General features: G+C 59.6%; 31 protein-coding genes and 1 tRNA gene. 19 read left to right on the top strand and 13 right to left on the bottom strand.

Annotation, left to right across the window (positions count from 1 at the left end; translation table 11 throughout):
* Window positions 1-3 precede the first annotated feature (3 nt).
* Genes R3C98_RS09330 through crcB form a run of 5 tightly spaced genes read right to left on the bottom strand, consistent with a single transcriptional unit; the run spans window position 4 to window position 3,780 of the window.
* Window positions 4-846, bottom strand: coding sequence for an SDR family oxidoreductase (locus R3C98_RS09330; protein ID WP_371313837.1), 843 nt, complete (start codon window positions 844-846; stop codon window positions 4-6).
* A 39-nt stretch (window positions 847-885) separates the two neighbouring features.
* The gene (locus R3C98_RS09335; protein ID WP_371313838.1) at window positions 886-1,602 is read right to left on the bottom strand and encodes an ATP12 family chaperone protein; all 717 of its coding nucleotides are present in this window, start codon (window positions 1,600-1,602) and stop codon (window positions 886-888) included.
* Between the two features lie 55 nt (window positions 1,603-1,657).
* Window positions 1,658-2,341, bottom strand: a complete 684-nt coding sequence (locus R3C98_RS09340; protein WP_371313839.1) for an HAD-IA family hydrolase — start codon at window positions 2,339-2,341, stop codon at window positions 1,658-1,660.
* A 12-nt stretch (window positions 2,342-2,353) separates the two neighbouring features.
* Window positions 2,354-3,400: an RluA family pseudouridine synthase gene (locus R3C98_RS09345; protein WP_371313840.1), complete on the bottom strand. Its 1,047-nt coding sequence runs from the start codon at window positions 3,398-3,400 to the stop codon at window positions 2,354-2,356.
* Window positions 3,397-3,780, bottom strand: coding sequence for a fluoride efflux transporter CrcB (gene crcB / locus R3C98_RS09350; protein WP_371313841.1), 384 nt, complete (start codon window positions 3,778-3,780; stop codon window positions 3,397-3,399). Before crcB ends, R3C98_RS09345 begins: the two co-directional genes overlap by 4 nt.
* Window positions 3,781-3,874: 94 nt before the next feature.
* Between crcB and R3C98_RS09355 the strand changes: the two genes are divergently transcribed.
* The 12 genes from R3C98_RS09355 to R3C98_RS09410 all read left to right on the top strand — a co-directional run bounded on the left by R3C98_RS09355 (window position 3,875) and on the right by R3C98_RS09410 (window position 13,821).
* Window positions 3,875-3,948, top strand: a tRNA-Gly gene (locus R3C98_RS09355).
* Window positions 3,949-4,274: 326 nt separating this feature from the next.
* Complete coding sequence (locus tag R3C98_RS09360) at window positions 4,275-4,700, top strand: copper-binding protein (RefSeq protein WP_051600085.1); 426 nt, start codon at window positions 4,275-4,277, stop codon at window positions 4,698-4,700.
* A gap of 66 nt (window positions 4,701-4,766) precedes the next feature.
* Window positions 4,767-6,683 (top strand): copper resistance system multicopper oxidase, encoded by a 1,917-nt coding sequence (locus R3C98_RS09365; protein ID WP_034767289.1) that lies wholly within the window; start codon window positions 4,767-4,769, stop codon window positions 6,681-6,683.
* Complete coding sequence (locus tag R3C98_RS09370; RefSeq protein ID WP_051600086.1) at window positions 6,683-7,492, top strand: copper resistance protein B; 810 nt, start codon at window positions 6,683-6,685, stop codon at window positions 7,490-7,492. Before R3C98_RS09365 ends, R3C98_RS09370 begins: the two co-directional genes overlap by 1 nt.
* Before the next feature lie 18 nt (window positions 7,493-7,510).
* Complete coding sequence (locus R3C98_RS09375; RefSeq protein WP_051600087.1) at window positions 7,511-7,738, top strand: SHOCT domain-containing protein; 228 nt, start codon at window positions 7,511-7,513, stop codon at window positions 7,736-7,738.
* Between the two features lie 110 nt (window positions 7,739-7,848).
* Entirely contained in the window at window positions 7,849-8,901 is a 1,053-nt protein-coding gene (locus R3C98_RS09380; protein ID WP_065383084.1) for a nuclear transport factor 2 family protein, read from the top strand.
* A gap of 133 nt (window positions 8,902-9,034) precedes the next feature.
* The gene (locus tag R3C98_RS09385) at window positions 9,035-9,295 is read left to right on the top strand and encodes a DUF5676 family membrane protein (protein WP_034767291.1); all 261 of its coding nucleotides are present in this window, start codon (window positions 9,035-9,037) and stop codon (window positions 9,293-9,295) included.
* Window positions 9,296-9,437: 142 nt separating this feature from the next.
* A complete protein-coding gene (locus tag R3C98_RS09390; protein ID WP_034767293.1) occupies window positions 9,438-9,935 on the top strand; it encodes a DUF411 domain-containing protein in 498 nt (165 codons plus the stop codon).
* On the top strand, window positions 9,932-11,266 hold the full coding sequence (locus tag R3C98_RS09395; RefSeq protein ID WP_034767294.1) for an APC family permease: 1,335 nt from the start codon (window positions 9,932-9,934) through the stop codon (window positions 11,264-11,266). The genes R3C98_RS09390 and R3C98_RS09395 overlap by 4 nt, the downstream gene beginning before the upstream one ends.
* Window positions 11,267-11,296: 30 nt before the next feature.
* On the top strand, window positions 11,297-11,725 hold the full coding sequence (locus tag R3C98_RS09400; RefSeq protein ID WP_034767296.1) for a potassium channel family protein: 429 nt from the start codon (window positions 11,297-11,299) through the stop codon (window positions 11,723-11,725).
* 276 nt (window positions 11,726-12,001) lie between these two features.
* Entirely contained in the window at window positions 12,002-12,691 is a 690-nt protein-coding gene (locus R3C98_RS09405) for a DUF6629 family protein (protein ID WP_051600089.1), read from the top strand.
* Window positions 12,661-13,821, top strand: coding sequence for an NAD(P)/FAD-dependent oxidoreductase (locus tag R3C98_RS09410; RefSeq protein ID WP_034767298.1), 1,161 nt, complete (start codon window positions 12,661-12,663; stop codon window positions 13,819-13,821). Before R3C98_RS09405 ends, R3C98_RS09410 begins: the two co-directional genes overlap by 31 nt.
* Window positions 13,822-13,946: 125 nt before the next feature.
* Here the strand turns inward: R3C98_RS09410 and R3C98_RS09415 are convergent, their stop codons facing one another.
* Entirely contained in the window at window positions 13,947-14,744 is a 798-nt protein-coding gene (locus R3C98_RS09415) for a helix-turn-helix domain-containing protein (RefSeq protein WP_034767300.1), read from the bottom strand.
* A gap of 361 nt (window positions 14,745-15,105) precedes the next feature.
* On the opposite strand from R3C98_RS09415, the gene R3C98_RS09420 reads away from it, so the two are divergent.
* Window positions 15,106-15,417, top strand: coding sequence for a hypothetical protein (locus R3C98_RS09420; protein ID WP_034767302.1), 312 nt, complete (start codon window positions 15,106-15,108; stop codon window positions 15,415-15,417).
* 15 nt (window positions 15,418-15,432) lie between these two features.
* On the opposite strand, the gene ppk2 is transcribed toward R3C98_RS09420, so the two are convergent.
* Entirely contained in the window at window positions 15,433-16,215 is a 783-nt protein-coding gene (gene ppk2, locus R3C98_RS09425; RefSeq protein ID WP_051600090.1) for a polyphosphate kinase 2, read from the bottom strand.
* A complete protein-coding gene (locus R3C98_RS09430) occupies window positions 16,205-17,476 on the bottom strand; it encodes a cyclopropane-fatty-acyl-phospholipid synthase family protein (protein WP_051600091.1) in 1,272 nt (423 codons plus the stop codon). Before R3C98_RS09430 ends, ppk2 begins: the two co-directional genes overlap by 11 nt.
* 186 nt (window positions 17,477-17,662) lie before the next feature.
* Here R3C98_RS09430 and R3C98_RS09435 point away from each other — a divergent pair, with 186 nt between their 5' ends.
* The 4 genes from R3C98_RS09435 to R3C98_RS09450 all read left to right on the top strand — a co-directional run bounded on the left by R3C98_RS09435 (window position 17,663) and on the right by R3C98_RS09450 (window position 21,606).
* A complete protein-coding gene (locus R3C98_RS09435; RefSeq protein WP_034767304.1) occupies window positions 17,663-18,247 on the top strand; it encodes a sigma-70 family RNA polymerase sigma factor in 585 nt (194 codons plus the stop codon).
* 265 nt (window positions 18,248-18,512) lie between these two features.
* Window positions 18,513-20,579: a copper-translocating P-type ATPase gene (locus tag R3C98_RS09440; RefSeq protein ID WP_034767306.1), complete on the top strand. Its 2,067-nt coding sequence runs from the start codon at window positions 18,513-18,515 to the stop codon at window positions 20,577-20,579.
* An 80-nt stretch (window positions 20,580-20,659) separates the two neighbouring features.
* Window positions 20,660-20,938, top strand: a complete 279-nt coding sequence (locus R3C98_RS09445) for a DUF2933 domain-containing protein (RefSeq protein WP_081814501.1) — start codon at window positions 20,660-20,662, stop codon at window positions 20,936-20,938.
* A gap of 8 nt (window positions 20,939-20,946) precedes the next feature.
* Complete coding sequence (locus R3C98_RS09450; protein ID WP_371313842.1) at window positions 20,947-21,606, top strand: isoprenylcysteine carboxylmethyltransferase family protein; 660 nt, start codon at window positions 20,947-20,949, stop codon at window positions 21,604-21,606.
* Window positions 21,607-21,657: 51 nt separating this feature from the next.
* Here R3C98_RS09450 and petA read toward each other — a convergent pair whose 3' ends face one another.
* Window positions 21,658-22,212: a ubiquinol-cytochrome c reductase iron-sulfur subunit gene (gene petA / locus R3C98_RS09455; protein ID WP_371313843.1), complete on the bottom strand. Its 555-nt coding sequence runs from the start codon at window positions 22,210-22,212 to the stop codon at window positions 21,658-21,660.
* Between the two features lie 270 nt (window positions 22,213-22,482).
* Window positions 22,483-22,920, bottom strand: coding sequence for a hypothetical protein (locus R3C98_RS09460; protein ID WP_371313844.1), 438 nt, complete (start codon window positions 22,918-22,920; stop codon window positions 22,483-22,485).
* 137 nt (window positions 22,921-23,057) lie between these two features.
* On the opposite strand from R3C98_RS09460, the gene R3C98_RS09465 reads away from it, so the two are divergent.
* A complete protein-coding gene (locus R3C98_RS09465) occupies window positions 23,058-23,960 on the top strand; it encodes a DMT family transporter (RefSeq protein WP_371313845.1) in 903 nt (300 codons plus the stop codon).
* Here R3C98_RS09465 and R3C98_RS09470 read toward each other — a convergent pair.
* Genes R3C98_RS09470 through R3C98_RS09480 form a run of 3 tightly spaced genes read right to left on the bottom strand, consistent with a single transcriptional unit; the run spans window position 23,954 to window position 25,291 of the window.
* Entirely contained in the window at window positions 23,954-24,526 is a 573-nt protein-coding gene (locus tag R3C98_RS09470) for an RNA polymerase sigma factor (RefSeq protein ID WP_034767315.1), read from the bottom strand. The genes R3C98_RS09465 and R3C98_RS09470 overlap by 7 nt on opposite strands.
* A 10-nt stretch (window positions 24,527-24,536) precedes the next feature.
* A complete protein-coding gene (locus R3C98_RS09475; protein WP_034767318.1) occupies window positions 24,537-24,971 on the bottom strand; it encodes a Spy/CpxP family protein refolding chaperone in 435 nt (144 codons plus the stop codon).
* An 8-nt stretch (window positions 24,972-24,979) separates the two neighbouring features.
* A complete protein-coding gene (locus tag R3C98_RS09480) occupies window positions 24,980-25,291 on the bottom strand; it encodes a hypothetical protein (protein WP_034767320.1) in 312 nt (103 codons plus the stop codon).
* A 209-nt stretch (window positions 25,292-25,500) separates the two neighbouring features.
* Between R3C98_RS09480 and R3C98_RS09485 the strand changes: the two genes are divergently transcribed.
* Window positions 25,501-25,968 (top strand): hypothetical protein, encoded by a 468-nt coding sequence (locus R3C98_RS09485; protein ID WP_051600094.1) that lies wholly within the window; start codon window positions 25,501-25,503, stop codon window positions 25,966-25,968.
* Window positions 25,969-25,994 lie beyond the last annotated feature (26 nt).

The following is a 25,994-nucleotide window of genomic DNA, read 5'->3' on the forward strand; positions in this document are numbered from 1 at the left end:
TCTTTAAAGCAGATAGTGATCGCCCGCAGCCCGAACGGTGACTTCCCCGACTGATACGCCCCATGGCTGGTCTATGGCGTGCAGCACTTCGCGCGCAATAAAGGCCGGGTCGAGAACCAGATAGTCGATATTCTCCGGATCGAGTGCCAGGCCATCAAGCTTGCCTTCGCGCAGAGCGCCAACAGCCGTGCTGAATTCCATGATGTTCTGACCGACGATACCGACAACCGCGTCAGGATTGATCACGCCGGCACCAAGCCCGGTCCCCGGCACGCCCGTGGGCTTCACAATCGTCACCTTGATCCGGCCACGAGACTCCATGCGCAGGGATTCCGAGAGGAAGTTCACAGCCGCCTTGGTAGCACCGTACACGCCGGCTCCGACGACCGGGAAGTTCCCATAGATCGACGAGACATTGATGATGTGCCCGCGTCCCTGCGACAGCATCTGGTCGTGCACCGCCACCATGCCGTTCAGTACACCTCGGAAATTGATGTCGATGCAGCGGTGCCAGGCGCCGAGCGCTTCCTTGTGATCGGCAAAGAACGCAAGCGGCATGATCCCCGCATTGTTTATCATCACATCGATCTGGCCAAACGTCTCGACCGCTTTCGCCGCCAGCGCGGCCATATCCTCGGCGGACGTCACATCTGCTTTCACAGCGATCGCTTCACCTCCGGCAGAGCGCACCAGCTCTGCCGTTTCTTCAGCCGCCTCGATGTTGATGTCGGCGCAGACCATTTTTGCGCCGCGCTCGCTGGCCTGTTGTGAAATCAGGCGTCCAAAGCCGCCGCCGCCGCCCGTAACGACGATGACTTTTCCGTCCACATATCCATTGTCCGCCATGTTTTCCTCCCATGCGGTTCAAATTGTCTTGTTTGAAATTTAGCGGAGCCCCCGCATCCAGGTCTCCAGAGCGCGCGCTTCCTTGCGGCGCGCTTCTGTGGCGGCTTTGGCTTCCTCATCCTCGCCCCACTGCTCGATCTGCCATGCCTCGTCGACGCGGGAGACTTCGAACGCGTCCGCTGCGGAGAGCTGGCCTTCGGCTACCGCCAGCGCGAGTAGCGCAGACCCGAACAGACCGCAGCCGAACAATGTCCCGGTCAGGCGGAAATCATCCATTTCCAACGCGACCATACGCGCGGCCTCCAGAGATGCATCCGGCTGCGGCGAGGCCAGAAGGCCCTCCACCGGCACGAGGAGGATGTCCAGTTCCTGCCCGGCCCAGTCGCGGACAGGGCGCCAGTAGGCCTCTTCCCGCTCGATCAACTCTTCCGGTCCTTCAGCGATATGGCACAGAAGGTCCGTCTCGCAGTAACGCGCCAGCTCGTCGGCCATTTCCTCACGCGTTTCCGGCGTGCGGTCGATGGCGACATTGGCAAGACGCGTCAGGTGCATGGCGGCAAGATCGATGATCTCGCCCTGCGCGTTCCACTCAGCGGCGATGGCACGGGCCAGCCGCTGGCTGGGCACGCAAAGCGCAGCGCGGGCGGGTGTCTTGATGGTGCGCCCGTCGAGGGCCACGGTCCAGCCACCTGGCATCTGCTCGGCGGCGGCTTCTTTGTAAAAGCGCTTAGGCTTGTCGGAAGGAGAAATCGTCATGGCCCGGCATGTACGCCGTGCGGCCACGGTTTCCAAGAGGCAACGGTGTCCCGGTCTACCGTTCCGCCGGAGCGGGAGCGAAATTCAAGACGCTCTCCTGCAAGGTGTTGAATTCATGGTGCACTTCGTGCGCGCCGGCCTCTTCCAGCTCATGCGCGGCACCAAAGCCCCAGCTGACACCAAGTGTGCGCACGCCAGCAGCGCGCCCCATCGCGATGTCATGGATTGCGTCGCCGATCATGAGGCTCGCATGGGGTTCCATGCCGAGCGCATCCATTGCCTGCAGCACCATGTGCGGGTGCGGCTTGCCGGGGCCGTCATCGGCACACCAGATCGTGTCGAAGAAATGCTCCAGCCTGTGCCGCTCGAACAGGCTGGCAATGCCCGCCCGCGTCTTGCCGGTGGCCATGGCGATCAGCCAGCCTTCGGACTGCAATGCTTGCAGCGTTTCCAGCGCGCCTTCGTAAAGCGGCTCATGAAAGTCGGCCCGGCCACGGGCCCGGACCCAGCTTTCCCGGTAGACCTGAACAAGGCGGTCAAGCTCGGCACCGGCAACTCCTGGCGCCAACTGGCTGCAGGCTTCATGCAGACTAAGACCGACTATACGACGTGTATCGTCATACTCCGGCGGGGTCAGTCCGGACTGGCGGAAAGCCTCCGTCATCACATTGTGGATCGTCTCGCGGCTATCGACGATCGTTCCGTCGACATCCCAGATGGCAAGGCGAAGATCTGTCATCGGCTTCCCGTATCAGACGAATGGAGCGAGCGGATCCTTGCCCGCCTCCTGCTCCAGGAAGCCGAGCGCTTCGAAGGTCTGCTTCATGTGCGGCGGCAGCGGCGCCACGACTTTCAGCGGCTTGCCGTTCGGGCGGGGAATGACCAGCGCGCGGGCATGAAGGTGCAGGCCGGGCGCGAGGCCCTGCGGCACTTCACGGCGGCACTGGTACTTGAAGTCACCCAGAATGGATGTGTTCATTTCCAGCATGTGGAAGCGCAGCTGGTGCATACGGCCGGTCGACGGTTTCAATGCGACCCAGGCGGCGCGCTGACCCGCGGTAGAAATGACCGCATAGTCGGTGATCGAGTGTCGCGCGCCTTCAACGCCCTGCGCGGAGCGGAACATTCGTTCGCGATCAGCATCCCGGCGGCCGCGCGCTTTCGGGTTCACGACGCGGTAGCCGTCTTCGTCGTTTTCATCCGGTACGCCTTTGACCATCCAGCAGCGGATCTGGCCGAAGGGGGGATTGGGGACGCCGACCGTCACCGCCCAGTAGATCTTGTCCATGTCGCGGCTGCGGAAGAGCTCAGCCAGACGGGCGGCCGATGCGGGATGTTTCGCGATCAACAGAACACCAGACGTGTCCTTGTCCAGACGGTGCACCAGAACCGGCCGGTGCGTGCCGTCGCTCAGCGATGCCAGCATGCCGTCGATGTGCTTGCCCTGCCCCGATCCGCCCTGCACGGCAAGACCGGCAGGCTTGTTGAGGGCGATCATGTCGTCGTCTTCGTAGAGGGTGATCTCGCGCAGGAAATCGCGGTCTTCCTTCGACACTTTCGCGGTCTTGTCGGGCGCCGGACGCGCCTCATCGGTGCTGAGGATGGGCAGGCGCACCTGCATACCCGCTGAGAGACGAGTGTTGGATTTCGCCCGCGCGCCGTCCACCCGGATCTGCCCGGTACGGAGCAATTTCTCAATCTGCCCCTGGGTCAGCTGCACGCGTCGCTTAACCCACCGGTCAAGACGCGCGCCCTCCTCCTTGGAAGTAACAGTTTCGGTGATGACCTGACCGCTCATGCGAACACCTTCCGGGCCAGCCACAAACCAATGAACAGTGCGATCAGGCCCAGGCAGACCGACAGGGCGGCATAAGCCGCCGCCCGGGTCATATCCCCAGCGCGGACGAAGTTCGCCACTTCAAGCGAAAAAGCCGAAAACGTGGTAAAGCCGCCAAGCAAACCGGTCGCCAGGAACAACCGGAGCTCCTGTGGTCCACCCTGCCCGCGAAACGCAAGCCAGCTGATCAGGAAGCCCATGAAAAAGCTGCCAATAATGTTCACGGCAAACGTGCCGTAGGGCCAATGGTCCGGCATGTGACGCACCGCAAACTGGCCCACCCCATGGCGCATGGCTGCGCCGAGGGCGCCGCCTGCCGCGACTGCAAGAAATCCGTTCATGGCCCGCCTTCTAGCCGCATCCGGCCCCGGGCGCCAGCGGCATGCCCAGCCCTCTTGCGCCGCAGCAGAAACGGGCTCAAATACCCTTCGGCGCGCGGGTGTAGCTCAATGGTAGAGCAGCAGCTTCCCAAGCTGACGACGAGAGTTCGATTCTCTTCACCCGCTCCAGTTTTTCTTTCATTATTTCAATGAGATAGAAGCCAGCAATGCTTTGGCCACGGAACACTTTCCTGTTCCAGCTAGAAACCAGCTAGAAAAGCACTTCTATCGATGGCCAATGGTAGGAAAGATAGAGAACCAAAGGCACATGCCAGACAGCAGCACGCCAATAGCTCCCTGTCCGGCTTCTCCGGCCCCAGCCAATGCTCAAGTGGAAATCCCCGGCGATTGACGCTATGAGGGAGAGAAGGATGCGGTGCGTATTGAACTCAGCTCAATCGCACTCTGGTCCGGACCGATCAGGATTGCCGGATGAAGCAAAGGGGGAAGTCCGTATGATCAGATATGCAGTTTTCGCCGGATCACTGGCACTTGCTCCTCTGGGTCTTGTGTCCTGTGCGCCAGCCTCACCCGTTTCACAGGAAGAGATCGCAGATCCGGATGCACTCGGAGCCGCGCTCGGCCCGAGGGTCGCACCAGCCTTTGGGTCGATCCTTTCGCTGGATTCCGCAAACCGAACCATCGAGATCACTCACACTCCGGTCAACGAAACCGGCTGGCCGATCATGCAGATGAACTTTTCCGTCGCGCACCATGTCGATGTCAGCGGATTTGCACCTGGCGACCCGGTCGAGTTCATTTTCGATTACTCGAATGAAGATGTTCCCGAGATTGTTGCCATAAGGCGCGTCAGCGCTCGCGAAGTAATCGAGGCACTGGTCCCCGACGACGAAGAGTCCTCCGGCAATGAGCCGAACTGAGTCAGACCTGAGGGTCTTGCTGCGCGAATGCGTAACAGTAGCCAACACGAATTGTTGGATACCGATATGCTTTCAAGACGACATCTGCTGCACTACACGCTGGGAGCAGGCGCTGCTCTCGGGGTAGCTGGTATGCTTCCAGCGTGGGCCCGCTCCTCCAGTGACGGAAACCTGGGAATTACTTCGGCCTCAGGTACCGCCTTCGATCTGGAGATTGCAGAGTTTCCGGTACGCATCAACGGTAAGACCGGAAAGGCCGTCGGCATCAATGGACAGCTGCCGGGCCCGCTGCTTCGCTTTCGCGAAGGCGAGACGGTGACGTTGAATGTCACCAACAAGCTTCAGGAAGACACGTCTGTTCATTGGCACGGCCTGCTTGTCCCGTTCCAGATGGATGGTGTACCGGGTGTTACGTTTCCAGGCATAAAACCTGGCAAGACATTCCGCTACCAGTTTCCGGTCCGACAGAATGGCACGTACTGGTATCATTCCCATTCCGGCCTGCAGGAACAACTAGGGCATTATGGCCCGATCATCATCGAACCGTCAGAGAGGGATCCCATCGCCTACGACCGGGAATACGTTCTGGTGCTCAGTGACTGGTCCTTCACAGACCCGCACCGGATTTATGCAAAGCTCAAGAATAATGCCGAAAGCCTGAACTTCCAGCGCAGGACCCTTCCCGACTTTTTGAGGGATGCCGCCAATAACGGATTCAGTGACACGCTGGAAGATCGCGCCATGTGGGGCAAAATGCGTATGTCCCCGCGCGATCTCGCAGACGTTGGGGCACCGACCTACACCTATCTCATAAACGGTCATTCCACCGCTGAGAATTTCAATATGGTGTTCCAGCCCGGCGAGCGCGTCAGACTGCGGATTATCAATGCATCAGCCATGTCGCTCTTCAATGTGCGCATTCCGGGTCTTCCAATGACCGTTGTGCAATCCGACGGTCTGAATATTCAGCCAATCGAGACGGACGAGTTCCAGATGGGCGTCGCAGAGACTTATGATGTTATCGTTGCTCCCGAAGATGATCAGACCTACGCCTTCGTCGCCGAGTCAATTGACCGTTCTGGTCAAGCCGTCGCCACCCTCGGCCCTCGACCCGGCCTGCGTGCGGCGGTTCCGGACCTGCGGCCTGTCCCATCACTGACGATGAAGGACATGGGCATGAGCCATAAGAGCATGGCCGGCATGAGCGATATGGAAAACAGGCCCACCATGTCCGACATGTCTGGTATGTCGAGCATGGATCACATGACACATGGGGATATGCCACGTACGGCTATGGGCCCGGATCCGCACGGCCCTCCAACGCAACTGGCGAGTGTTGAAGCGTCTCTCAAAAAGGGACCTGGCGTTGCAAACATTGCGGCCATGCCCTCAAGCCGGCTTGATGAGCCGGGCATTGGATTATCCGATCAGCCGCACCGTACACTGACCTATTCTCAGCTTCGCAGCCTCGAGCCGAATCCCGACTCCCGATCACCGCAGAGAGAAGTCGTCATACACCTCACCTCCAATATGGAACGCTATATGTGGTCATTCGACGGCGTGAAGTTTTCAGAAGTCACGCAGTCCATCCGGTTTCGCGAAGGCGAACGTGTCCGATTGACCCTCATCAACGATACAATGATGCCACACCCGATCCATCTCCATGGGATGTTCTTCGACCTCGTCAACGGAGGAGGAGATCATAAGCCGCGCAAGCATACCGTGGTCGTCAAACCCGCAGAAAAGCTGAGCGTTGACGTTTCGGCAGAACATGTCGGCGACTGGGCCTTTCACTGCCACCTGCTCTACCACATGCATGCCGGCATGATGCAGGTCGTGTCCGTCCTGCCGTCCACGGACAAGATGCCAATGGACCATGACATGATGGGGCATGACATGCCTATGGAGCACGAAATGCCGATGGATCACGATATGATGGACCACTCCGCCATGGGCCATGACAAGCCTGAGGAGATGAAGTGATGCGCAAGGTGATGTTCGCAGCGCTCGCCGCAATCGCCGTTACGACAAGCGCATCAGCGCAAGCACATGATGATCAGCCGCCGTCTTCTTCTGAAAAGCCCTGGTCACAGGCCGACGCCTATTACGGAAAGGAAACAATGGCTGATGCCCGCAGGGCGGTTCAGGCCGGAGGCGGCGCACAGAATTCCTTTTATGTTCTGTTCAACCAGCTCGAAGCGCAGTTTTCTGACGAATCGGAATCCCTGTACTGGAACGGCCAGGCCAGTTGGGGCGATGATATCAACAAGCTCTGGATAAAGTCCGAGGGACGTACTTCCCTGAATGGCGACGGTACCGAAGACGCCGAGCTCCAGGCGCTGTATTCCCGCGCAATCTCTCCCTATTGGAACCTTCAAGCCGGCGTGCGGCATGATTTCGAACCCCATGGCCTGACCCATGGCGTACTGGCGCTCCAAGGATTGGCACCCTACTGGTTCGAGATCGATGCCTCGGCTTTTCTCAGTGAAAAAGGTGACCTGACAGCCCGCTTCGAAGCAGAATACGAGTTTCTGCTGACGCAGCGTCTGATTCTGCAGCCCCGCATCGAGGCGAACTTCTCCGCGCAGGACATTGCCGAACGCGAGACCGGCTCGGGCCTGAATTCGATCGATGCAGGCCTGAGGTTACGATATGAATTCGTCCGGGAACTGGCGCCTTATGTAGGCGTCGAGTGGCAATCTGAATTTGGCGGTTCCCGAGACTATACCAGAGTAGCTGGCGGAGACCCGGACCAGGTGGTCGTGGTGGGCGGTATCCGCACTTGGTTCTGAAGCAGACCGGAGGATCGGATGGCAAACATGAATCACTGGATGCCCGGCGGTGTCGGCGGCCTCATCGTCTGGGGCGGAATCATTCTTTTTGCCGGTCTCCTGCTTCGCTCGCTCCCAGGCCGGAGGCGCGATCCCCCGTCTGATCCGGAAACACCGCTTGAAATTCTCAAACGCCGTTACGCCAGGGGTGAGATCAACCGGGACGAGTTCGAAAGGCGCAAACGCGAGCTCGATGATGCCGGGTGAACCGGTTTCGAGGGACATGTGCATCCGGCGCGTATCACCTGCCAGAATGAATGGGTTGCCGGCCGCATGCCGAAAGCCCTGACGACCCGGCAACAAGACAGGAGCCTTTCTTGGACGGCCTCATAGAACCGAATATTCACCCCATCCTGGTCCATTTTGCCTACGCCCTCAGCATGACGGCCGCCGCATCCTACCTCCTGTGTCGCGTGTTCCCTTCCGGCCGCTGGACCCAATCCTTGTGGCCCGCGGCAGACTGGTTGCTGGCTTTTGCGGCCGCTTCGATCGTGGTGACCATCGCCGCGGGCTTCCAGGCCTATTATTCGGTCGATCATGATGAGCCGTCGCACATTGCCATGACGACACACCGCAACTGGGCGGTGCCGTCGGGATCGGCCATTCTGCTCCTTGCGGTGTGGCGCTGGCGAACCCGCGCAAAATCTGCGTCGGTCCTGTTTGTCGGCGCACTTTCTGCCGCCGCCCTCGCGCTGACCGCGACAGCCTGGTGGGGCGGGAAGATCGTTTACGGATATGGACTTGGCGTGAGGAGTCTGCCCGAGGTCACAGGCCAAGGCCACGATCATCATCATGGTGGCAAGACAGATGAGGCGGCCATCGCTGCCGGGCATGATGAAATGGCGTCTGCGCCAGGCCATGAGCACTCCGATGACGAGATGGACGACGGGCACCATGACGAGATGGCGGAAGGCGGCCACATGGACGGTCCCGGCAGCCATCATGAGGCAGATGCCGGGAGGGTGTCCGGGGCAGCCCAGACCGGCACGCCCGAATTCGTGGCCGATGCCTTCTCGGCCGCCTTGCGGTCAGGTGATGAAGATGGCTTGCGCGCCATGATGGCACCGGACGCGGTCATCGCGGAGGGCGGACAGGCCGAGCTGTCCTTCGAGGAATATGCCGGCCATCACATGAAATCCGACATGTCCTTCATGACCATGATGAATGTTCAGCTACAGGACCGGAAAGTCTTCCAGGCAGGCGACATGGCGACCGTCATTTCGCAATCGGAGATGAACGGTACATACAAGGGTGAGGCCGTCCACCTCCGGTCCATGGAAACCATGGTTCTCATGCGGAATGAGGACGGTTGGAAAATCACGCATATCCATTGGTCTTCCAGCCCCCTGGATGAAAGCCATGCACACTGACAGGAACTCAACTCGGGGCAACCTGCCGTATCACAAAGGCTGACCCCGGAAAACTCCCATTGGGAACGGGACGAGGGCCACACGTCATGGAAGGAATGCCACAGGTGTTCCAAAGAAAGAGAAGGAGACAGCCATGAAAATCAAACCACTGGGGCATGCCCTATCCATATTCCTGGCCATGACATTTACCCTATGTATTGCCTGGGGCCTCGTCACACCTGCAAGCCTTCACATGCATGCTGCATGGGAATCCCTGCTGCCCGGATTTTCCTTTATTTCCGTTCCGGGTTTCTTCCTTGGACTGATCGAGTCCTATCTCTATGGCTGGTATATCGCGCTGGTTTTTGTCCCGCTCTACAATTATTTCAATCGCGGCAATGTGCGTTCCGGCTGAGAACAACTGCGGAGACTGGAAAGGTACGACACCCGTATTGCTTCCCGGTTCGAAAGACAGAGCGTGGCCATTCGCCGCCGCCTCGATTTTCTTTGGGAACACTGTAGTGTTGCGCCAAGAGAGGGTTTGAAAGGATGACGTCATGAAAAAATGGATTGGGGGCCTGTTGGGCGCCACGCTGGTTGCGCTGATTTCGGGACTGGCATGGCTGGCCATTAACTCCGGGACCGCCAGGGCCGAAACGATGACCGTCTACAAGACACCCTGGTGCGGCTGCTGCACAGCCTGGGTCAAACATCTCCGGCGGGACGGATTCGAAGTGCGTGTAGTCGAGCGGGAAGATCTCGCCCCCGTCCGCGCGTCGCTGAGCGTGCCGGACCGGCTTGCCTCCTGCCATACGGCGGAAATTGCCGGATATGCGATCGAAGGACATGTGCCGGCTGCGGACATCAGGCGCCTGATGTCAGAGCGCCCCGCTGCAGCTGGCCTGTCGGTTCCCGGTATGCCTCTGGGCTCTCCCGGCATGGAAATGCAGGGCCCTCCAGATGCCTATGATGTTATTCTGTTCGGAAGCGGAACTACCAGCACCTATTCGAGCTATGTCGGACGATTCCCGGCCAGCGAGACCAGCGAGCCATGACACCGGAGACTTATAAGGAAGGGTCGCTCAGTCTGGCCGGAACCGTTGCCATGGGCACCGGTGTGATGATCGGCGCAGGCATATTTGCCCTGACCGGACAGGTCGCCCAATATTCCGGCCCGGCCTTTCCGCTCGCCTTCCTCCTTGCGGCGGTCATCAGCGGGTTCAGCGCTTACACTTATATCAAGATGTCGGACAAATATCCCTCGTCCGGCGGCATCGCCATGATCCTGCAGAAGGCCTACGGGCCTACAACGGTCGCGGCCGCCAGCGCGCTCCTCATGACGATGTCGATGATCATCAATGAAAGCCTTGTCGCCCGGACCTTCGGCGCCTATTCGCTGCAATTGTTCGACATCGAAAATACGGACACGCTCGTCCCGCTCCTTGCCGTCGGGTTGATCGCGGTTGCATTTCTCGTCAATATTGCCGGAAATAGGATCATTGGCGGCGTCTCGAAGATTGCAGCCGTCCTGAAGGTTGGCGGCATACTGATATTTTCCGGTGCCGCCCTCTGGGCGTCTGGATTTTCCTTCGAAGCCGCGAGCTCTGCGACGGAAGATGGGACCGGTCCCGCCGGCTTCCTCGCCGGTGTCGCACTGGCGGTCCTTGCCTTCAAGGGATTTACGACAATCACCAATAGTGGTGCAGAAGTCAGGAACCCCGGCAGGAATGTCGGACGCGCCATCATGTGGTCTCTGGCGATTTGTCTTGTCGTCTATATGTCCGTCGCCTTTGCTGTGGGGTCGTCGCTGACGCTGGAAGAGATCGTCGCCGCAAAAGATTTCTCGCTCGCCGAAGCCTCACGCCCCGCCTTTGGTGATCTCGGGGTGGGTTTCACCGTGATTATCGCAATTATCGCGACGGCATCGGGCCTGCTCGCCAGCGTGTTCGCGGTTTCCCGCATGCTGGCAATGCTGACCGACATGAAACTCATTCCTCACAGGCACTTCGGCATGCCGGGCGGGATTCAGAAACACATGCTGGTCTACACCGTTGTTATCGCGGCCATTCTTGCCGCCTTCTTCGACCTCGGCCGGATCGCATCACTTGGGGCGATCTATTATCTTGTCATGGACATTATTATTCACTTTGGCGTGTTGCGCCATCTGCGCGCGGATGTTGGTGCGCGGGCCTGGATCCTTGTCTCGGCAATCCTGTTCGATGCGGCAGCACTCGGCGCTTTCATCTTCATAAAGGCGATAAGTGATCCCGCGATTATCCTCATTGCCATCGGATCCATGACGGCGATCTTTGCCCTGGAGGCTCTCTATCTTGGCAAGGTCCGCAACAAGGAAGTATCAGGTCATGAAAGTTCGCATGCCCATTAAGCCAGCCTGCCTTTATGGTGTATTCTCCCCATGATGTTGGCCATCTTTCTTACGGCCGCAACATTTATCCTGTCCGGCGCCCTTCACTACTGGATCATGTCCCGCTTCATCCGGCATGCTGATCGAATAACGCTTTCTCCTGGCGGCAGGCTCGTGCTCGTGCTCTGTATCTCGGGAATTGCACATCTTTCAGTCGTTGCACTTTATGCGGCCACCTATGGGGCTGGACTGGCGCTGCACCTTGGCAGCTTTGCCGAACTCAAGCCCTTGCGCGCGATGGATGTGTTCTATTTTTCACTCGTCAGCTATACCTCACTCGGTCTTGGCGACATCGTCCCAACCGGTCACCTTCGGCTGGTAGCCGGCGTAGAGGCCTTGAACGGCTTTCTACTGATCAGTTGCTCGGCCGCCTACCTGTTCCTGTTCATGAGCCATCAGGGCAAGGATGGCGCCAGATGATATCCGAGATTTCATCCGCCCTGACCACGGATAAGGAAAAAATGGTCGCAGCCCGGTCTTTCCGTCTGGGGCCGCAATTGCCCCCGGATCGTACCAGGCTTGCACAGGTTTCAGGATGCCTCGTTGTCGTGGGGACGATCCAGTACCCGTTCACTCCCCAGGCGTACAGCAATCGCCGTAGGCGCTGATGGCAGATACAGTCGAAATTCGAGTAACGGCTTTTGTCAATGACGATGTGGATCGCAGTTCGCGAAGAGTTGTAAGGAAGAGTTAGATATGTGCCTGTCACCAGAAGTCAGTTTCGTCGCCGCAGCCGGCCTGATTCCCGCAGGCATGGTCAGTATGCGTCAGGCGTGGCGCACGGACCGCCATTATCTTCCGCTTGCAACCTTGCCGCTCCTCTTTGGTATTCAGCAATTGGCTGAAGGGGTAGTCTGGGTTGCCGGCGCTGGCCAGAACACGGACCTTATCCTGAACGCCTCACTCGTCTACATGTTCTTTTCCTGGCTCGCCTGGCCTGTCTGGATTCCCGTGTCGACGTTCACACTGGAGCCGCCGCGCCGGAAGCCCTTGTTCCTCATCTTCGTCATTGTCGGCGCAATGCTCGGAGCATTGCAATATGTGCCTTACTTCGCACATGATGGCTGGCTCCACACACGCTTCCTGCCACATGTGATCGTTTATGAAGGCACCGAACTTCTGGATTTTGTCGGGCGGCGCGAATTCACTTATGTTGTCTATATTTCCGTCGTCATCCTGCCGCTTCTGATCTCGTCCATCCGCGGTGTCCGGATCTTCGGTCTGCTGGCGCTCGGTGTCCTGATTACGACGTATACCTTCTTCTCCTACGCCTATGTGTCGGTGTTCTGCTTCGGCGGCGCCGTCATGTCGGCCTACCTGGTCTGGATGATGTTCAAGGGCGATGGGTCCCGGCCATGGCCTCCCGCATTCCATCCGGTTTCGTAGACAAGGGACCGGCCGTGGAAGACCCACCTGTGATCATCGCGGGGGCCGGGATTGCCGGCCTGACCTGCGCGATCATCCTTGCCCGGGCGGGCCGGCAGGTAATCGTCCGGGAGTGGCACAATTCTGTCGGCCATCGCTTCCACGGGGACTTCCAGGGGCTCGAAAACTGGAGTCGCAGCGAGGACGCGATCGACTGGTTCGCGCAGACAGGGATTGAACGGAATTTCAGCACCCACGCAGTTCATGAAGGTGTAGCATTCGACGCCCAGGCAACGGCCTATCCCATTCGAAGCGCCCGCCCGCTTTACTATCTGGTTCGGCGCGGAAGCGAGCCGGGCTGTCTTGATCATGGACTGTTGCAACAGGCCCTGATGGCGGGTGTGGATGTCCGGTTTGGCGACCGGGTCACGGATGCCGGCGGCCAGGACGTGCTTGCGATCGGACCGCGGCGCGCCGATGTCATCGCTGCCGGCTATGTTTTCGAAACCGATTGCCCGGATGGCAACTATCTAGCGCTCAACAATTCCCTCGCACCCGGCGGATACGCCTATCTCCTGATACGTCAGGGTCGCGGCACGCTCGCCAGTTGCATGTTTAGCGGGTTCAAGCAGCAGGCTGAATATGTTGCGCGAACGGCAGCGTTCTTTGCCGAAGCCACCGGCCTTGATATGCGCAATGCCCGCCCGTTTGGCGGGTTCGGCAATATAAGGGTTCCGCGCACCGCGATGCAGGGCAAACGCCCCGTTATTGGCGAGCAAGCCGGATTCCAGGACGCGTTGGCCGGATTCGGCATGGGATATGCGCTTCGCTCCGGACAACTCGCCGCTCAAAGCATCCTCACCGGGGCTGCTTATCGGACGCTCTGGCGCCGCGACCTTCGGCCCATGCTGCGAACAGGTATCTCCAATCGCTGCCTGTACGAACTGGCAAACGAGCGCCTGCGCCGCTGGGCCCTGAACCGGCTCAGCAGGACAGACGCCGGGCGCAAACTCGGATCGCTCTACAGGCCCTCCCTCCTGACACAGCTTGTCTATCCCGTCGCAAGATGGCGGCTCGGCAAAGCGCTGAACGATCCGAGCTGCGATCACGAGAACTGCACTTGTGTCTGGTGCCAGCATGGGCTGGGTTAGCGTTCCGGCAGATTGCAGGCTGGCCAATTGAACGCACCGCCCGGCGGTCGGCGACGCGAGTACAGCGATCCCTGTCGCGATGACGCAGCAGACCAGGTTTCATTCAGCTCCCCCTGGGGGCTGACTTAATGTCTGCGCCGTAAAATGTGATCGTGCGCCTCGGCTGCGTTGAGCTCCCGCGTTGAATTACCCAGACGGACGAAATATTTCGATGTATCCGACAGAAGCAGGAAGACCGGCGTGTCCGAACGCTCAACCAGAACCCAGCAGATCGTCTTTCCGTCGATCGTCAGAAACCTGCTGCGCACGAGTGGACAGACAGCGCTGCCGAGATAGGTCCTGACGATCCCGATCAGGGCACGTTCGAATTCATCCGCCGTAGGGTTCCGAAGTGTATTCAGATCCGGATCAATCCCGAGAAGTTCGCCGTCATCCGCAACACCTATGAGCAAGCGTCCGCCTTCATGATTCATGAAGCCCGCAATGGTTTTGGCGATCACCTGCTCGAGGCTTCTGTTCGTTCGCGATTCCCGGATATCCCAGCGCAAGGTCGACTTGAATTCCGTCCGTTCGTTCTCGCCTCCGGCAATCACGCCGGGCAGAGCCATCTGAAGGTCTTCCAGCAAGGCTTCGGTCGTGCGCGCCTGCCGTGAAAGTGCAAGGGTCAGCACCGAAAATACGAGCCCCATAATTGCGCCCAGGGCAGCAAAAATGACATTCATGGCCATGAGGTGGAGCAAGGGCGCGGCGCTGACACGTTCCCAGGCGAACTGGCCGAACCCGGAATACCTGCCTGAAAACAGGGAAGCATACTCCATCCAGACCACGAGCGAGTTTACCGGATGCAGCACCAGAACACCGATGATCCCGCCAAGGGCGGCATAGATCACCAGGTGACGGATTTGCCGGGCTTTCTGGCTCATCCTCTCGTCCTTGAGTGATAGCGGTTCATGCGTCCTCCTTGCCGGAACAGGGATGAGGTTCCTGCAGCATGAAACTGCCGCCTGTGTGCTCCCGGAGCCGGGCGCACAACCGTCTCAATCGGAGCATGCGAGGATGGCAGGCTGGCTGTGTTTTCCATGTCCATCCCCGGCTTCCAGGTGAATGTCTGGCGCTGCCTGCTGATACGGCCCTGACCGCGCGCGCCCTCAATAGAAACTCCAAGCCGGTGAATTTCATGCAGGCGTGTAACGTCTCGGCATCATTCCCGTCTGTTGACCTGGCACGTACCGGGGCGACCAGGCCTGGCCTTGCCGAAAGGGTCATCGAGCAATGAGGGAACAGATGAACGAACGTCCGGATCGCACGCCCGCCCCCGCGCATAATACACCGGAAGGCCGCAAGGGGCCTCCCGCGCCCTTCTTCGGGATATTGTCCACAGTCGCCGCATTCGGGCTCGGCGTGGGTGTCGCCAGCTATCTCAGGGACATTGCGCTCCTGGTCGTCCTGCTCGCCCTGACCGCGACCGTCATCGCTCTGGCGAGAATCACTCGCAGGAGCTCTCCGCGGCCCTTGTGGATGGACGGGATCTACTGGACCAGCTGGCTCATACTGGCGGGCCTCGTCATTCTGATCGCAAGAAGTATCCTGACCTGATCCATTCGCGGCGCACTACCGGGCCAGCCGGTCGAGCCTCTGTCCCGGATTATCGATCACGACGGCCGGGTCGACCGCAGCGACGGTCTTGTCCGTCTCCGGACAGTCGATGGACCGGATAATATGTCCGAGGACGTTCAGCCTTGCTGCACGCTTGTCATCTGTACGGACCACATACCATGGCGCATGCTCGAAATCCGTCTTCAGGAACATCTCGTCGCGCGCGTTCGTATAATCATCCCATTTTTGCAGGGCCACTGCATCGATCGGACTCTTCTTCCATTGTTTGAGCGGGTCCCGGTCGCGGTCTTCCAGCCGGGTTTCCTGCTCGGTCCGGCTTATGTCGAGATAGTATTTGAGGATTTGCATCCCATCATGGACGAGCATCTGCTCGAACGCGCCGACCGTCTCCAGAAACGCAGCCACCTCGGCCTTCCGCGCGAATTTCATCACGCGTTCCACACCCGCTCTGTTGTACCAGGAGCGGTTGAACAAGGCGATCTCTCCATCGGCCGGCAGATGCGGCACATAGCGTTGGAAATACCAGCTCCTCGTGTCCCGGTCGGAGGGCTTGCCAAGGGCAACAACCCGCGTATCCCGCGGGCTGAGATGCTCTGAAATCCGCTTGATGACGCCATCCTTGCCGGCTGCATCGCGCCCTTCGAAAAGAATGAGGATACGATGCCCGTGCCGGATCGCCCGCCTCTGGATCTTGACCAGCTCTACTTGCAACGCCCGGAGATCATGCTTGTAGGCTTTTTTTGATACGCCCCTGGCGTCCTGTTCGTCATCGGACATTCTGGTGGCGCCTTTCCTCATTCAGGCAGGATTTCGTACGCTTTGAAACAGGTATCGGATCTGGCTGATACAGGTAATCCCGCGTCAGCGGAACCGCCTCCTGCCGCTTGCCGAGCTGGAGCTGGAACACATTGTGGACACCGTGCCGGAATGAAAGCTCGCTGCATACCAGGTAGAATTCCCACATCCGTACAAAGCGCGCATCGTGCAAGGCTTCGGCCTCAGCAGCGCGCGCCAGAAAGCGCGCCCGCCAGGCTTTCAGCGTTTCGGCATAGTGAAGGCGGAGGACTTCGATGTCGAGCACCGTCAGACCCGCTTGCTCGATTGCCGGCAGGATCTCCGACAGGGCCGGAATGTAACCGCCCGGAAAGATGTGCCTTGCGATCCAGGGATTGGTTGCACCCGGCCTGCCCGCTCGGCCGATCGTATGGACAAGGGCAACCCCGTCCGGGCTCAGGCGCGCTGCAATCTGTCTGAAATATTCCTGATAGTGGGGCACTCCGACATGCTCGAACATTCCCACCGAGACGATCTTGTCATACTCATCCGTAAGAGACCGGTAATCCTCGATCCGGAACGTGGCCTGGTCGCCGAGCCCTTGATCCGCTGCACGCTTGCGAGCTAACTCGTATTGCTCGCAGGAAAGCGTCACGCCTTCCACGCGAACGTCCTCCGACCGGCAAAGATGCAGGGCCAGGCCGCCCCAGCCGCAACCGATGTCCAGCACCCGGTCGCCAGGTCTGAGGCAAAGCTTGCGGGCGATATGTTCTTTCTTGAGTTCCTGGGCCTGCTCCAGCGTGACCTCAGCATCCGGGAAATAGGCGCAGGAATATTGCATGTCCTCATCCAGGAAGAGGCGATAGAGATCATTCCCGATGTCATAGTGATGAGCTACATTGCGCGCGGATCGCTCTTGCGGATTGAATTGCGCAATCAATCGGGCGCTCTTCCTGAACAGCGCCGGCAACCGTGCTGCCGGAAGTCCGTCTGCCAGGAAGTTCACCCAGAAGAGATCCAGCAGGTCGTAAAGGTCGCCGAATTCAATGGTCAGGCCGCCTGCCATGTAAGCCTCGCCGACCTGCAGTTCCGGATCCAGAAGGATCCGCCGAAGCCAGGCATTCGAGGCGATAGCGATCCGGACCGGCCGGACGCGATAGGATCCGTATCTCGCTGTTTTTCCATCCGGAAACCTGACCTCGAGGCATCCCTTGCGGATCGCCCGTTCCAGCCTGTTTCTTGCGATCGCGCCTATGAGTGCCATGCCAGATCTCCGTTGGAGTCCACCTGCCGGTCGCCAGGCGGAACTTATTGACTGATACGGAGAAGACGCCCCGCTCCCTCAACCGTTACAGTCGGGCGGGCGCCACGGACGCCCGATAAGGGGCATGCCGGCCGGATGCGTATGAATATGCAGACTGCCCGCCGATCCCGCGAAAGGAACCAAGGGATGACATCTGACAAGGCGCCATCAAGGCAGCGCAGGCGGGCCGTTGAAGCCGCTCTGACCGAGTCGCACCAGGACCTTTACCGCTTCCTGAAACGGAAGATCGGCAATGACGCGGATGCCAGGGACGTGTTGCAGGACTTCTACGTGAAAGCCCTGACGCGCTTTTCCGACCTGAAGGATGAAGACCGCTTGCGCGGCTGGCTCTCTCAGGTTCTGCGCTCGACAATCGCGGACCATTTCCGTGACAGGAAACGTACCAGCGATTTGCTGGCCAGCTATGCTGCCAATGCGGAGCTTCTCTTCGGCGAAGAGGAACTGGACTTCGTGATCTGTGCCTGTCTCTATAAGATGCTTCCGACGCTCAGTCCCGGCTATGCAGACCTAATCTGGCGGGCAGATCTCATCGGAGAAGAAAGATCCGCCATCGCTGAAGACCTCGGCCTCAGCGAAGCCGCCCTTCGGGTGAAGCTGCACCGGGCCCGCCGGGCTATGCGCGAACGCCTTGAACAGACCTGCCATACCTGCCTCGAACACGGATACTTCCAGTGCGCCTGTCAGGGATCCGGCAGCAAGGTGCACAGGTAGGGCCTCGACGCCTGGACCGATCATGCGCCTCCCGGTGCTGGCAACCGCCCACAAGTCCGGGCAATCGGCTTTTGAGGGGTCAGCATCGCCGACACGTATTTCTGAAAAGCAATCCGGCAACCGCCCTGCACGGGGAAACAAAGCGCATGCAGCGAAGGAAGACCATGATCATTGATCCTGAGATGTCCACACGCACCAAGCCAGGATGCAGGATTGCAACCCGCGCCTGCCGACCCTGTCCCATTACGGAAAAATAGTCAGAATCATGGACCACTCGACCCACACGCATCAGGCAGCCGCCTCTCCCGAAACGGCTAATCCTCACAGCCATCACGCTCACAATGGCGCAGGGCATGCCCATGAGGGTCACAATCACGAGGGCATGATCGCCGATTACCGCCGCAGGTTCTGGATCGTCCTGATCCTGACCGTGCCGATACTGGCTCTGGCTCCGATGATACAGACCTGGCTCGGTCTTCAGGACAGTTTACGCTTTTCCGGTGACCGGATCCTTCTCGCCGCGCTCTCAAGCCTTGTCTTCTTCATCGGCGGCTGGCCCTTCCTGAAAGGATTCTGGCAGGAAATAACCGGGCGCGGGATCGGAATGATGACCCTGATTTCGGTCGCGATCACCACCGCTTATGCCTATTCAGTCGGCATGGTCGCGATCGGCAGCGACGAGACCTTTTTCTGGGAACTTGCCACGCTGATCGCTGTCATGCTGCTGGGGCACTGGATCGAAATGAAATCGGTTCTCGGTGCCGGGCGCGCGCTCGAGAAGCTCGCCAGCCTCATGCCAGATGAAGCCCACCTCCTCGCCGACGACGGCTCTGTCAGGGACGTGTCCGTGTCGACACTGCGCGGCGGCGAACAGCTGCTGATCAAGCCTGGCGAAAAGGTTCCGGCGGACGGCATCATCGTTCATGGCGACTCTTCGCTGAACGAATCCATGCTGACGGGCGAATCGAAGCCTGTATCCAAGAGCATTGATGACCGGGTGATTGGCGGGTCCATCAATGGAGAAGGCTCGCTGACCATCCGGGTCGACAAGACCGGAGACGAGACATTCCTGTCGAGCGTGATCAAGCTCGTCAAGGAAGCCCAGGCCAGCAAGTCCCGGACACAGGACCTCGCCAACTCGGCAGCGAAATGGCTCACCTTCATCGCACTCGGCGGAGGCCTGTCGACCTTCCTGTTCTGGACATTTTTTACCGGACAGGGTTTCGGGTTCGCCATGGCCCGCGCTGTCACGGTCATGGTGATTGCCTGTCCGCACGCGCTCGGCCTTGCTGTGCCGCTGGTCGTTGCGCGCTCGACGGCCATCGCCGCAGGCAATGGGCTGCTCATCCGTGACCGGACGGCGTTCGAGGAGGCCCGCAACATAGATGCCATCATATTCGACAAGACAGGCACACTGACCCGGGGCGAGTTCGGAATCACCGATACGCTCGTCTTCGATACCACCCATTCCGAAGAAGAAATCGTCGCCTATGCCGCTTCGATCGAGGCGCATTCCGAGCACCCGATCGCCCAGGGGATTGTCCGCGACTCAAAACAGGCCTGGCCGGTCGAAAAATTCCGGGCGATCCCCGGCAAGGGGGCCTCCGGCGAGGTGAAAGGACACGAGGTAAAGGTCGTCAGTCCCGGCTACCTGCGTGACCAGGGCATCGGCATGGAAGACCCGCGCTTTGAGGAACTGAGCCGGCAGGGAAAGACCGTCGTCTTTGTCCTGATTGACGACCGGCTCGCCGGGGCCATCGCGCTGGCCGATATCGTTCGTGAGGAATCCCGCGAGGCCATCCGGCACCTTCGGGACATGGGCATCAGATGTATCATGCTGACAGGGGACAACCGGCAGGTGGCTGAATGGGTTGGCCGCGAGATCGGGCTGGACGAAGTCATTGCCGAAGTCCTGCCGGAAGAAAAAGCCGCAAAGGTCCGGGAAGTTCAGTCGCGTGGCCTGATCGTGGCCATGACGGGTGATGGGGTCAACGACGCCCCTGCCCTCGCTCAGGCAAATGTCGGCATTGCAATCGGCGCCGGAACAGACGTTGCCATCGAGACGGCAGACATCATTCTCGTGCGTTCAAGTCCTGCAGACGTCGTCGCCATCATCGAACTTGCACGGGCGACCTATAGGAAAATGATGCAGAACCTCGCCTGGGCAACCGGATACAATACGTTCGCCATTCCGGCAGCCGCAGGCCTTTTCTTCCCGTGGGGCGTGATCCTGACCCCGGCAATCGGCGCCGTGTTCATGTCCGCCAGCACGGTAATCTGCGCCGTCAATGCCCAGCTCCTCAAACTGAACCGGCAGCGGGCAGGCACATGACCCAATTATTCCAGGCGATATCGCGTCGAACCGGCCGCACGCGGTCCAGTGCGCAGTCCTGATGGCAGAGGAGAAACGCCATGCAGAAGGATAATAGATCATTTCGGAACCATCACCCCCGGGGCGGACGCCTTTGGTTGCCGATTATCGCCTTTGGCGGCCTGATCGCCTTCTTCCTGCTCTATGAACACCGGGCGCACATCCCGGCCAACGCGGTCTTCTTTCTGGGGTTCCTGCTCTTCTGCGGCGTGATGCACATGTTCATGCATGGCGGACACGCCGGGCACGGAGCCGGCCATGGCCGGCATGAAGATCGTTTCCTGCCCCCATCGGACAACCAGGAAGGACCCGGCCAATGAACCCGTCCATGGCACAGTCCGAATACGGGCTCTGGTTTCTCGTCGTCCTGAACTCTTTGGTCTTCATTATCTTCGCTTTCAGTTTCGCCAAACCGTCGAGATCCAGGGACTGGACCTCTTTCGGCGCCTTCAGTGCCTTCATCATCGCGCTGTTTACGGAAATGTACGGCTTCCCGCTTTCGATCTACTTTCTTGCGCCCTGGCTTGAATCGAAATTTCCCGACATCAACTGGTTCGCCCACGAGTCCGGACATTTCTGGGAGATGATATTTGGCTGGAAGAGCAATCCGCACTTCGGCCCATTCCACTGGGCGAGCCTCGGTCTCATATTTCTGGGCTTTAGCGTCCTGTCTGCCGCATGGCCTGTCCTGCACGGCGCGCTGCGCTCTGGCACACTCGCGCAAACAGGTATCTATGCCCGTATGCGGCACCCGCAATATGCAGGCTTCGTGCTGATCATGTTCGGTTTCCTCCTGCAGTGGCCAACCGTCCTGACCCTGATCATGTTCCCCATTCTCGTATTCATGTATGTCCGCCTGGCATTGAGGGAAGAACGCGATGCCGAAGCGCAATTCGGAGAGGCGTACCGCGCCTATGCGGCTGTTACACCCCGCTTCTGGCCACGCTGGGGACACCTGCAGGACATCGAGCGTGCCCCGCACGAATAAGTGTTGATCACGGCAGGCTCGAATCCATGCTTTTCGCGAAGGGACGGCGTATCAAATGGAAATCGTGACGATATTGCCGTTTTGATAGATATATTCCGGAACGGGAAGGTTGAGAGGCGCCGGTCCCTTCCGGATCCGGCCGGACGTATCATAATGTGACCCATGACAGGGACAATACCATCCGCCATAGTCTCCGACATTTCCCTGATTGGGACCAAGCGGAACGCAGCCAAGATGCGTGCAGACGCCAGAAGTTATCAGAATGGCGGGATTGAGGCCCCCATCCTGATTGGGACGCAGGCGCTCTTCGTCGGTCTCCGGGTCGCGAAGCCGCGAAATATTGACCGCACGGGCTTCGGCGATTTCAACTTCCGTCCTGTGCCGGACGAAAAATGGCTTGCCGCCGATCAGGACCCTCAGCTCGCTACCGACCCTTATCTTTGTAATATCGACATCCAGGGAACTGGAGGCTCGCGTATCCCCGGCGGGGTTCATCTGGTCGACCAGCGGCCAGGCCGCCATCGCGGCCCCACCAAACGCGACAGCACCGGTCGCCACAAAAATGAAGTTCCGCCGCTCGTCGCTTGCAGACATCTCGTCGGTCATTCGGACCACTCCCTTATCCGGCCCGCAGACCCCTTTGCGGTGGCAGGCCTCAGGTCTTCACGATCCCGATCTCGGTTATGCTTTGCCCCGGAGGGGCGGTCCTGCAATGCACCGGGATCGTGGGGGGAAGGACGCACGGGAACATTGCAGGACCTGACGGCAATGTGTGGGACCATTGCCGCTGTCTCTGTTTTTGCGCCAAACGGTGCCTCATCTCTTGAGGACGAGGTCCGGAGCGGACGCAAGATTGCGGTCTGTTGGCCGGGCCTATTAAGTCCCGTCACCGCCCCCCTGACCCTCAGTCTTCGGACAGTGATCGGCGGGGTCATGTTCCTTTGCTTCATGCTTGGCATCGCAATCATCGGCGCCCATCTGGTTCATCTTCGTACCATCCTGGCCCATCATCATGCCATCGCCGTCCATTTTCATGCCGTCATGGTCCATCATCATGCCGTCGCCGCCCATTTTCATGGCGCCGTGATCCATCATGTTGCCGCCTTGCGTCATCATCTGGCCACCGGTCATCTGGCTCTCCATACCGGCCTTGCAATCAGGCATGCCTTCATGGCCCGTCATGCAGGAAGCTCCGCCAGCAGCACCGGATTCGGCGGCGGGCTTGTCGCCATGATCGTGAGAATCGTGACCGCCCTGAGCCAGTGCCACGGGCGATAGGGCGAGCATTGCAGCCGCTATCCAGACAGGTTTCATGAGTAAACTCCTTTTTAAACCTCGGGAACGCAAGGGGATGTGCGCTCCTGGAACGTATTACGTCGCATGTGCGTGCGCCCCTCAGGCAGACAGCCTTGCGCACTGCAAATATGTTTCCTGACCGACCAAGGGGTTCCATGACCGGCCCGCACGCGCTTGCCATCCTCGTTATGCTCCTCTGGGCCGGTTGTTATCCGTTTATCGCAATGGGCCTGTCTGATGCGCCTCATCTGACGTTCGCCGCCTTGCGCGCCCTTCTTGCAGGAGGCGGCCTTCTTGCCATTGCCGGTGCACGGAAATGCCGCCTTCCTTCCAGCGCTGCGGAATGGGGGTGGATCTGCCTGACGGGGCTCAGCATGACCAGTCTTGGCTATTTCGGCATGTTCCACGCTTCCGAATTCGTGTCTCCGGGGCTGGCCACCATGATCGAAAGCCTCCAGCCCATGATGACGGCCCTGCTTGCCTTCCTGTTTCTCGGGGAGCGCCCCCGCCTCGTGAACTGGACGGGCCTCGTTCTGGGGGCTGTCGGCGTTTCCCTGGTCGCTGCCCCGAAAATCCTTGCTGCAGGGGGTGACCAGGCCCTGAACGGCATGGGCTTCGTCATGATTGCCACAGGCGGTGTGGCGGCAGGCAATATCGCGATCAAGAATGTGTCCGCCAGCGTCGATGCATCCATGGCCATGGGATTGCAGCTCGTGATTGGCGCCGTGCCTCTGGCCCTGCTTGCAGCATTCGGCCCGGACCCGCTCGCCATCACCTGGTCCGCACGCTTTGCGCTCTCCCTGACAGTCCTGGCACTTCCCGGTACCGCACTGGCCTACTGGCTCTGGCACAAGGTCCTGCAATCGCTGGACGTCTCAGAAGCGGCCAGTTTCAGCTTCCTGGTACCGCTGATCGGCGTCAGCGCCGGCGCAGCCTTCTTCGGGGAAACCATCGGAGGAAATGTCGCGCTTGGTGCGATGCTGGCCGCGCTTGGACTATATCTCGCGTCCAGCCGGAATCCCCGGACGTCACCCTTACCTGGGCGGCGCGATCACTGATCGGCGGACTCGACCTGCGCCTGGAGGATTTTTCTTGCCCGGTAGACGCGCGTCTCGACGGTTTTGACCGATACGCCGAGAATATCTGCGACCTCGATCTGCGGCAGGTCCTGCAGGACCTGCAGCGTGAACGCCACCCTCAGCTTCTCCGGCAATTCGTCGATCATGGCGGACACGCGTCTCAGCTCATCGTGAATTTCAAAACCGCCCGGGATGTCCGCCCCGTGGTCCGCGATATCCGGACGGTCCGGAACGTCGAGCGGCGCGGCCTGGAAGAAGAAACTCCTTACCGCACGTTTCCTTCCGTGATCGCGCACCTTGTTGAGGGCGATATGATAGATCCATGTCGAAAACTTGCGTGACGGATCATAGCGGTCGATTGACCGCCAGGCGGCCGTGAATGCGTCCTGGAGCACGTCATACGCGTCCTCATCCCCGCGCATGGACCGGTGAATGTAGCGATAGAGCGGCTCCTTGTAGCGGCGCATAAGCTCGGTGAAGGCGCGCTCCTCGCCTCCCGCCGCCGCAACGGCAAGTTCCGCGTCTGTTCGCTCATTATGGGCCACGCGACTATGTCTATTGCTCCTTCAGTGCCCGAACGATTTCCTTGTCGAACGCCTTAGCCTGCTCCTCATCCAGTATCTCGCGCATCTCGAACACATGCTCGATGGTGAGCTTCTGCAGCTCCCCCATGGCCTCGTGAAAATCATCAATCGCCGCCTGGACAGCGGGGGAATTCGCCTTGTCGGTCTCGATCGCGTCGGCGAGCGCGAGATTGGCCGCTCGCAACCTTGTTTCAAGCGCCTTCTTGCGCGCCGCGAACTTGCGTTCAACGACTTCAAGGCGCTGCTCCTGTGCGTCGGAGAGCTCAAGGTCCTTGTGGATCAGGTCATGTAGCCCCGAAGCCCGCTGGACCTCCGGCGCCGGGGACCAGTTTCCGGCAAGAAAAACGCCGGTCATGCCTGCGCACAGCGCAACAAAGGCAACGATGATCCAGTGTTCAAGCCGCATAAGCTTTCCTAGCGCAATAATCCGGAAGGTCCGTACGACGCCTCAACCGAAAACACCGAAAGCTCGTTCGGTCCGGAAGTTCTGGGAACAGAGATGACCCCGACGAAGAGACCGACCGCAAGCGCAACGGCAATGCTGCGGGAGAGCACAGGCATGGCGGAAACCTGGCCATTGGTTGCAACGCCGAAAAGGCCTCCCCTTTGTGTTCCCGTGGCCCGTGCATCGACCCGGGCCCAGACTTCGGGCTCGATATGGCTGAGGTCGCGATCGGCCGGCAGGGCCTTGATCCCCGCGATGAGGGCGTCGAGATCCTTGTTCATGGCGCTCTCCTTTCAGATAGCAAGATTAGGGAGGATTACGTATTGCCCTGTACGCGGCAGTTTCAACACCCCCTCATGAATCTACTGCTAATAATTGGTATGCATCGACAAGCGTCCTTGCAATCAGCTGACTGCACGGGCTGTACCGAACCGCCAGATTGCCTGTTTGCAGGAATTTCGTCGCTTGGCGAGAGGGAGACATGACGCAAATGAGGAAAAAAATCACAGAACTCGACCCGGCCCGCAGGCCACTGCGATTTGCCCTCTCCTATGTCCTCGTCCTGACTGTCGTCAATCTCGTCTGGGAAATCGCGCAATTGCCGCTTTATACAATCTGGACCGAAGCCTCGTTGGCCGAAAAGACTTTCGCGATCCTTCATTGCACGATCGGGGACGGGCTGATCGGATCAGCAACGCTTGCCCTGGCTCGGCTTGCCTTCGGCGGGCGGCACTGGCCCGCGGAGTACTACTGGCGCGTTGCGCTAGCAGCGACGCTTCTGGGGATTGCCTATCTCATTTTCAGTGAGTGGCTGAATGTCAGCCTGCGCGGCAGCTGGGCCTATCGGGACTCTATGCCGACGGTCGGTCCCCTGGCCACAGGCCTTGCCCCGATCCTGCAATGGGTCATCCTGCCACCATTGGTTTTCCTGCTGACGCGCAAGGCGCGGCTTTTCTGAACGACTGACGGTCTGCACAAGCGGCT

The sequence above is a fragment of the Hyphomonas sp. genome, assembly GCF_041398465.1.
GTDB lineage: Bacteria > Pseudomonadota > Alphaproteobacteria > Caulobacterales > Hyphomonadaceae > Hyphomonas.

Excerpts from the sequence above, each read along its gene's own strand:
- R3C98_RS09445 (WP_081814501.1), top strand. The coding sequence starts at position 20,660 with ATGCAGAAGGATAATAGATCATTTCGGAACCATCACCCCCGGGGCGGA.
- R3C98_RS09420 (WP_034767302.1), top strand. The coding sequence starts at position 15,106 with ATGAACGAACGTCCGGATCGCACGCCCGCCCCCGCGCATAATACACCG.
- R3C98_RS09345 (WP_371313840.1), bottom strand. The coding sequence starts at position 3,400 with ATGAGCGGTCAGGTCATCACCGAAACTGTTACTTCCAAGGAGGAGGGC.
- R3C98_RS09335 (WP_371313838.1), bottom strand. The coding sequence starts at position 1,602 with ATGACGATTTCTCCTTCCGACAAGCCTAAGCGCTTTTACAAAGAAGCC.
- R3C98_RS09410 (WP_034767298.1), top strand. The coding sequence starts at position 12,661 with ATGGCCTCCCGCATTCCATCCGGTTTCGTAGACAAGGGACCGGCCGTG.
- crcB (WP_371313841.1), bottom strand. The coding sequence starts at position 3,780 with ATGAACGGATTTCTTGCAGTCGCGGCAGGCGGCGCCCTCGGCGCAGCC.
- R3C98_RS09475 (WP_034767318.1), bottom strand. The coding sequence starts at position 24,971 with ATGCGGCTTGAACACTGGATCATCGTTGCCTTTGTTGCGCTGTGCGCA.
- R3C98_RS09370 (WP_051600086.1), top strand. The coding sequence starts at position 6,683 with ATGCGCAAGGTGATGTTCGCAGCGCTCGCCGCAATCGCCGTTACGACA.
- R3C98_RS09390 (WP_034767293.1), top strand. The coding sequence starts at position 9,438 with ATGAAAAAATGGATTGGGGGCCTGTTGGGCGCCACGCTGGTTGCGCTG.
- R3C98_RS09365 (WP_034767289.1), top strand. The coding sequence starts at position 4,767 with ATGCTTTCAAGACGACATCTGCTGCACTACACGCTGGGAGCAGGCGCT.
- R3C98_RS09375 (WP_051600087.1), top strand. The coding sequence starts at position 7,511 with ATGGCAAACATGAATCACTGGATGCCCGGCGGTGTCGGCGGCCTCATC.
- R3C98_RS09440 (WP_034767306.1), top strand. The coding sequence starts at position 18,513 with ATGGACCACTCGACCCACACGCATCAGGCAGCCGCCTCTCCCGAAACG.
- R3C98_RS09480 (WP_034767320.1), bottom strand. The coding sequence starts at position 25,291 with ATGAACAAGGATCTCGACGCCCTCATCGCGGGGATCAAGGCCCTGCCG.
- ppk2 (WP_051600090.1), bottom strand. The coding sequence starts at position 16,215 with ATGTCCGATGACGAACAGGACGCCAGGGGCGTATCAAAAAAAGCCTAC.
- R3C98_RS09435 (WP_034767304.1), top strand. The coding sequence starts at position 17,663 with ATGACATCTGACAAGGCGCCATCAAGGCAGCGCAGGCGGGCCGTTGAA.
- R3C98_RS09330 (WP_371313837.1), bottom strand. The coding sequence starts at position 846 with ATGGCGGACAATGGATATGTGGACGGAAAAGTCATCGTCGTTACGGGC.
- R3C98_RS09340 (WP_371313839.1), bottom strand. The coding sequence starts at position 2,341 with ATGACAGATCTTCGCCTTGCCATCTGGGATGTCGACGGAACGATCGTC.
- R3C98_RS09450 (WP_371313842.1), top strand. The coding sequence starts at position 20,947 with ATGGCACAGTCCGAATACGGGCTCTGGTTTCTCGTCGTCCTGAACTCT.
- R3C98_RS09385 (WP_034767291.1), top strand. The coding sequence starts at position 9,035 with ATGAAAATCAAACCACTGGGGCATGCCCTATCCATATTCCTGGCCATG.
- R3C98_RS09430 (WP_051600091.1), bottom strand. The coding sequence starts at position 17,476 with ATGGCACTCATAGGCGCGATCGCAAGAAACAGGCTGGAACGGGCGATC.
- R3C98_RS09465 (WP_371313845.1), top strand. The coding sequence starts at position 23,058 with ATGACCGGCCCGCACGCGCTTGCCATCCTCGTTATGCTCCTCTGGGCC.
- R3C98_RS09405 (WP_051600089.1), top strand. The coding sequence starts at position 12,002 with ATGTGCCTGTCACCAGAAGTCAGTTTCGTCGCCGCAGCCGGCCTGATT.
- R3C98_RS09460 (WP_371313844.1), bottom strand. The coding sequence starts at position 22,920 with ATGAAACCTGTCTGGATAGCGGCTGCAATGCTCGCCCTATCGCCCGTG.
- petA (WP_371313843.1), bottom strand. The coding sequence starts at position 22,212 with ATGACCGACGAGATGTCTGCAAGCGACGAGCGGCGGAACTTCATTTTT.
- R3C98_RS09415 (WP_034767300.1), bottom strand. The coding sequence starts at position 14,744 with ATGAGCCAGAAAGCCCGGCAAATCCGTCACCTGGTGATCTATGCCGCC.
- R3C98_RS09360 (WP_051600085.1), top strand. The coding sequence starts at position 4,275 with ATGATCAGATATGCAGTTTTCGCCGGATCACTGGCACTTGCTCCTCTG.
- R3C98_RS09400 (WP_034767296.1), top strand. The coding sequence starts at position 11,297 with ATGATGTTGGCCATCTTTCTTACGGCCGCAACATTTATCCTGTCCGGC.
- R3C98_RS09395 (WP_034767294.1), top strand. The coding sequence starts at position 9,932 with ATGACACCGGAGACTTATAAGGAAGGGTCGCTCAGTCTGGCCGGAACC.
- R3C98_RS09485 (WP_051600094.1), top strand. The coding sequence starts at position 25,501 with ATGAGGAAAAAAATCACAGAACTCGACCCGGCCCGCAGGCCACTGCGA.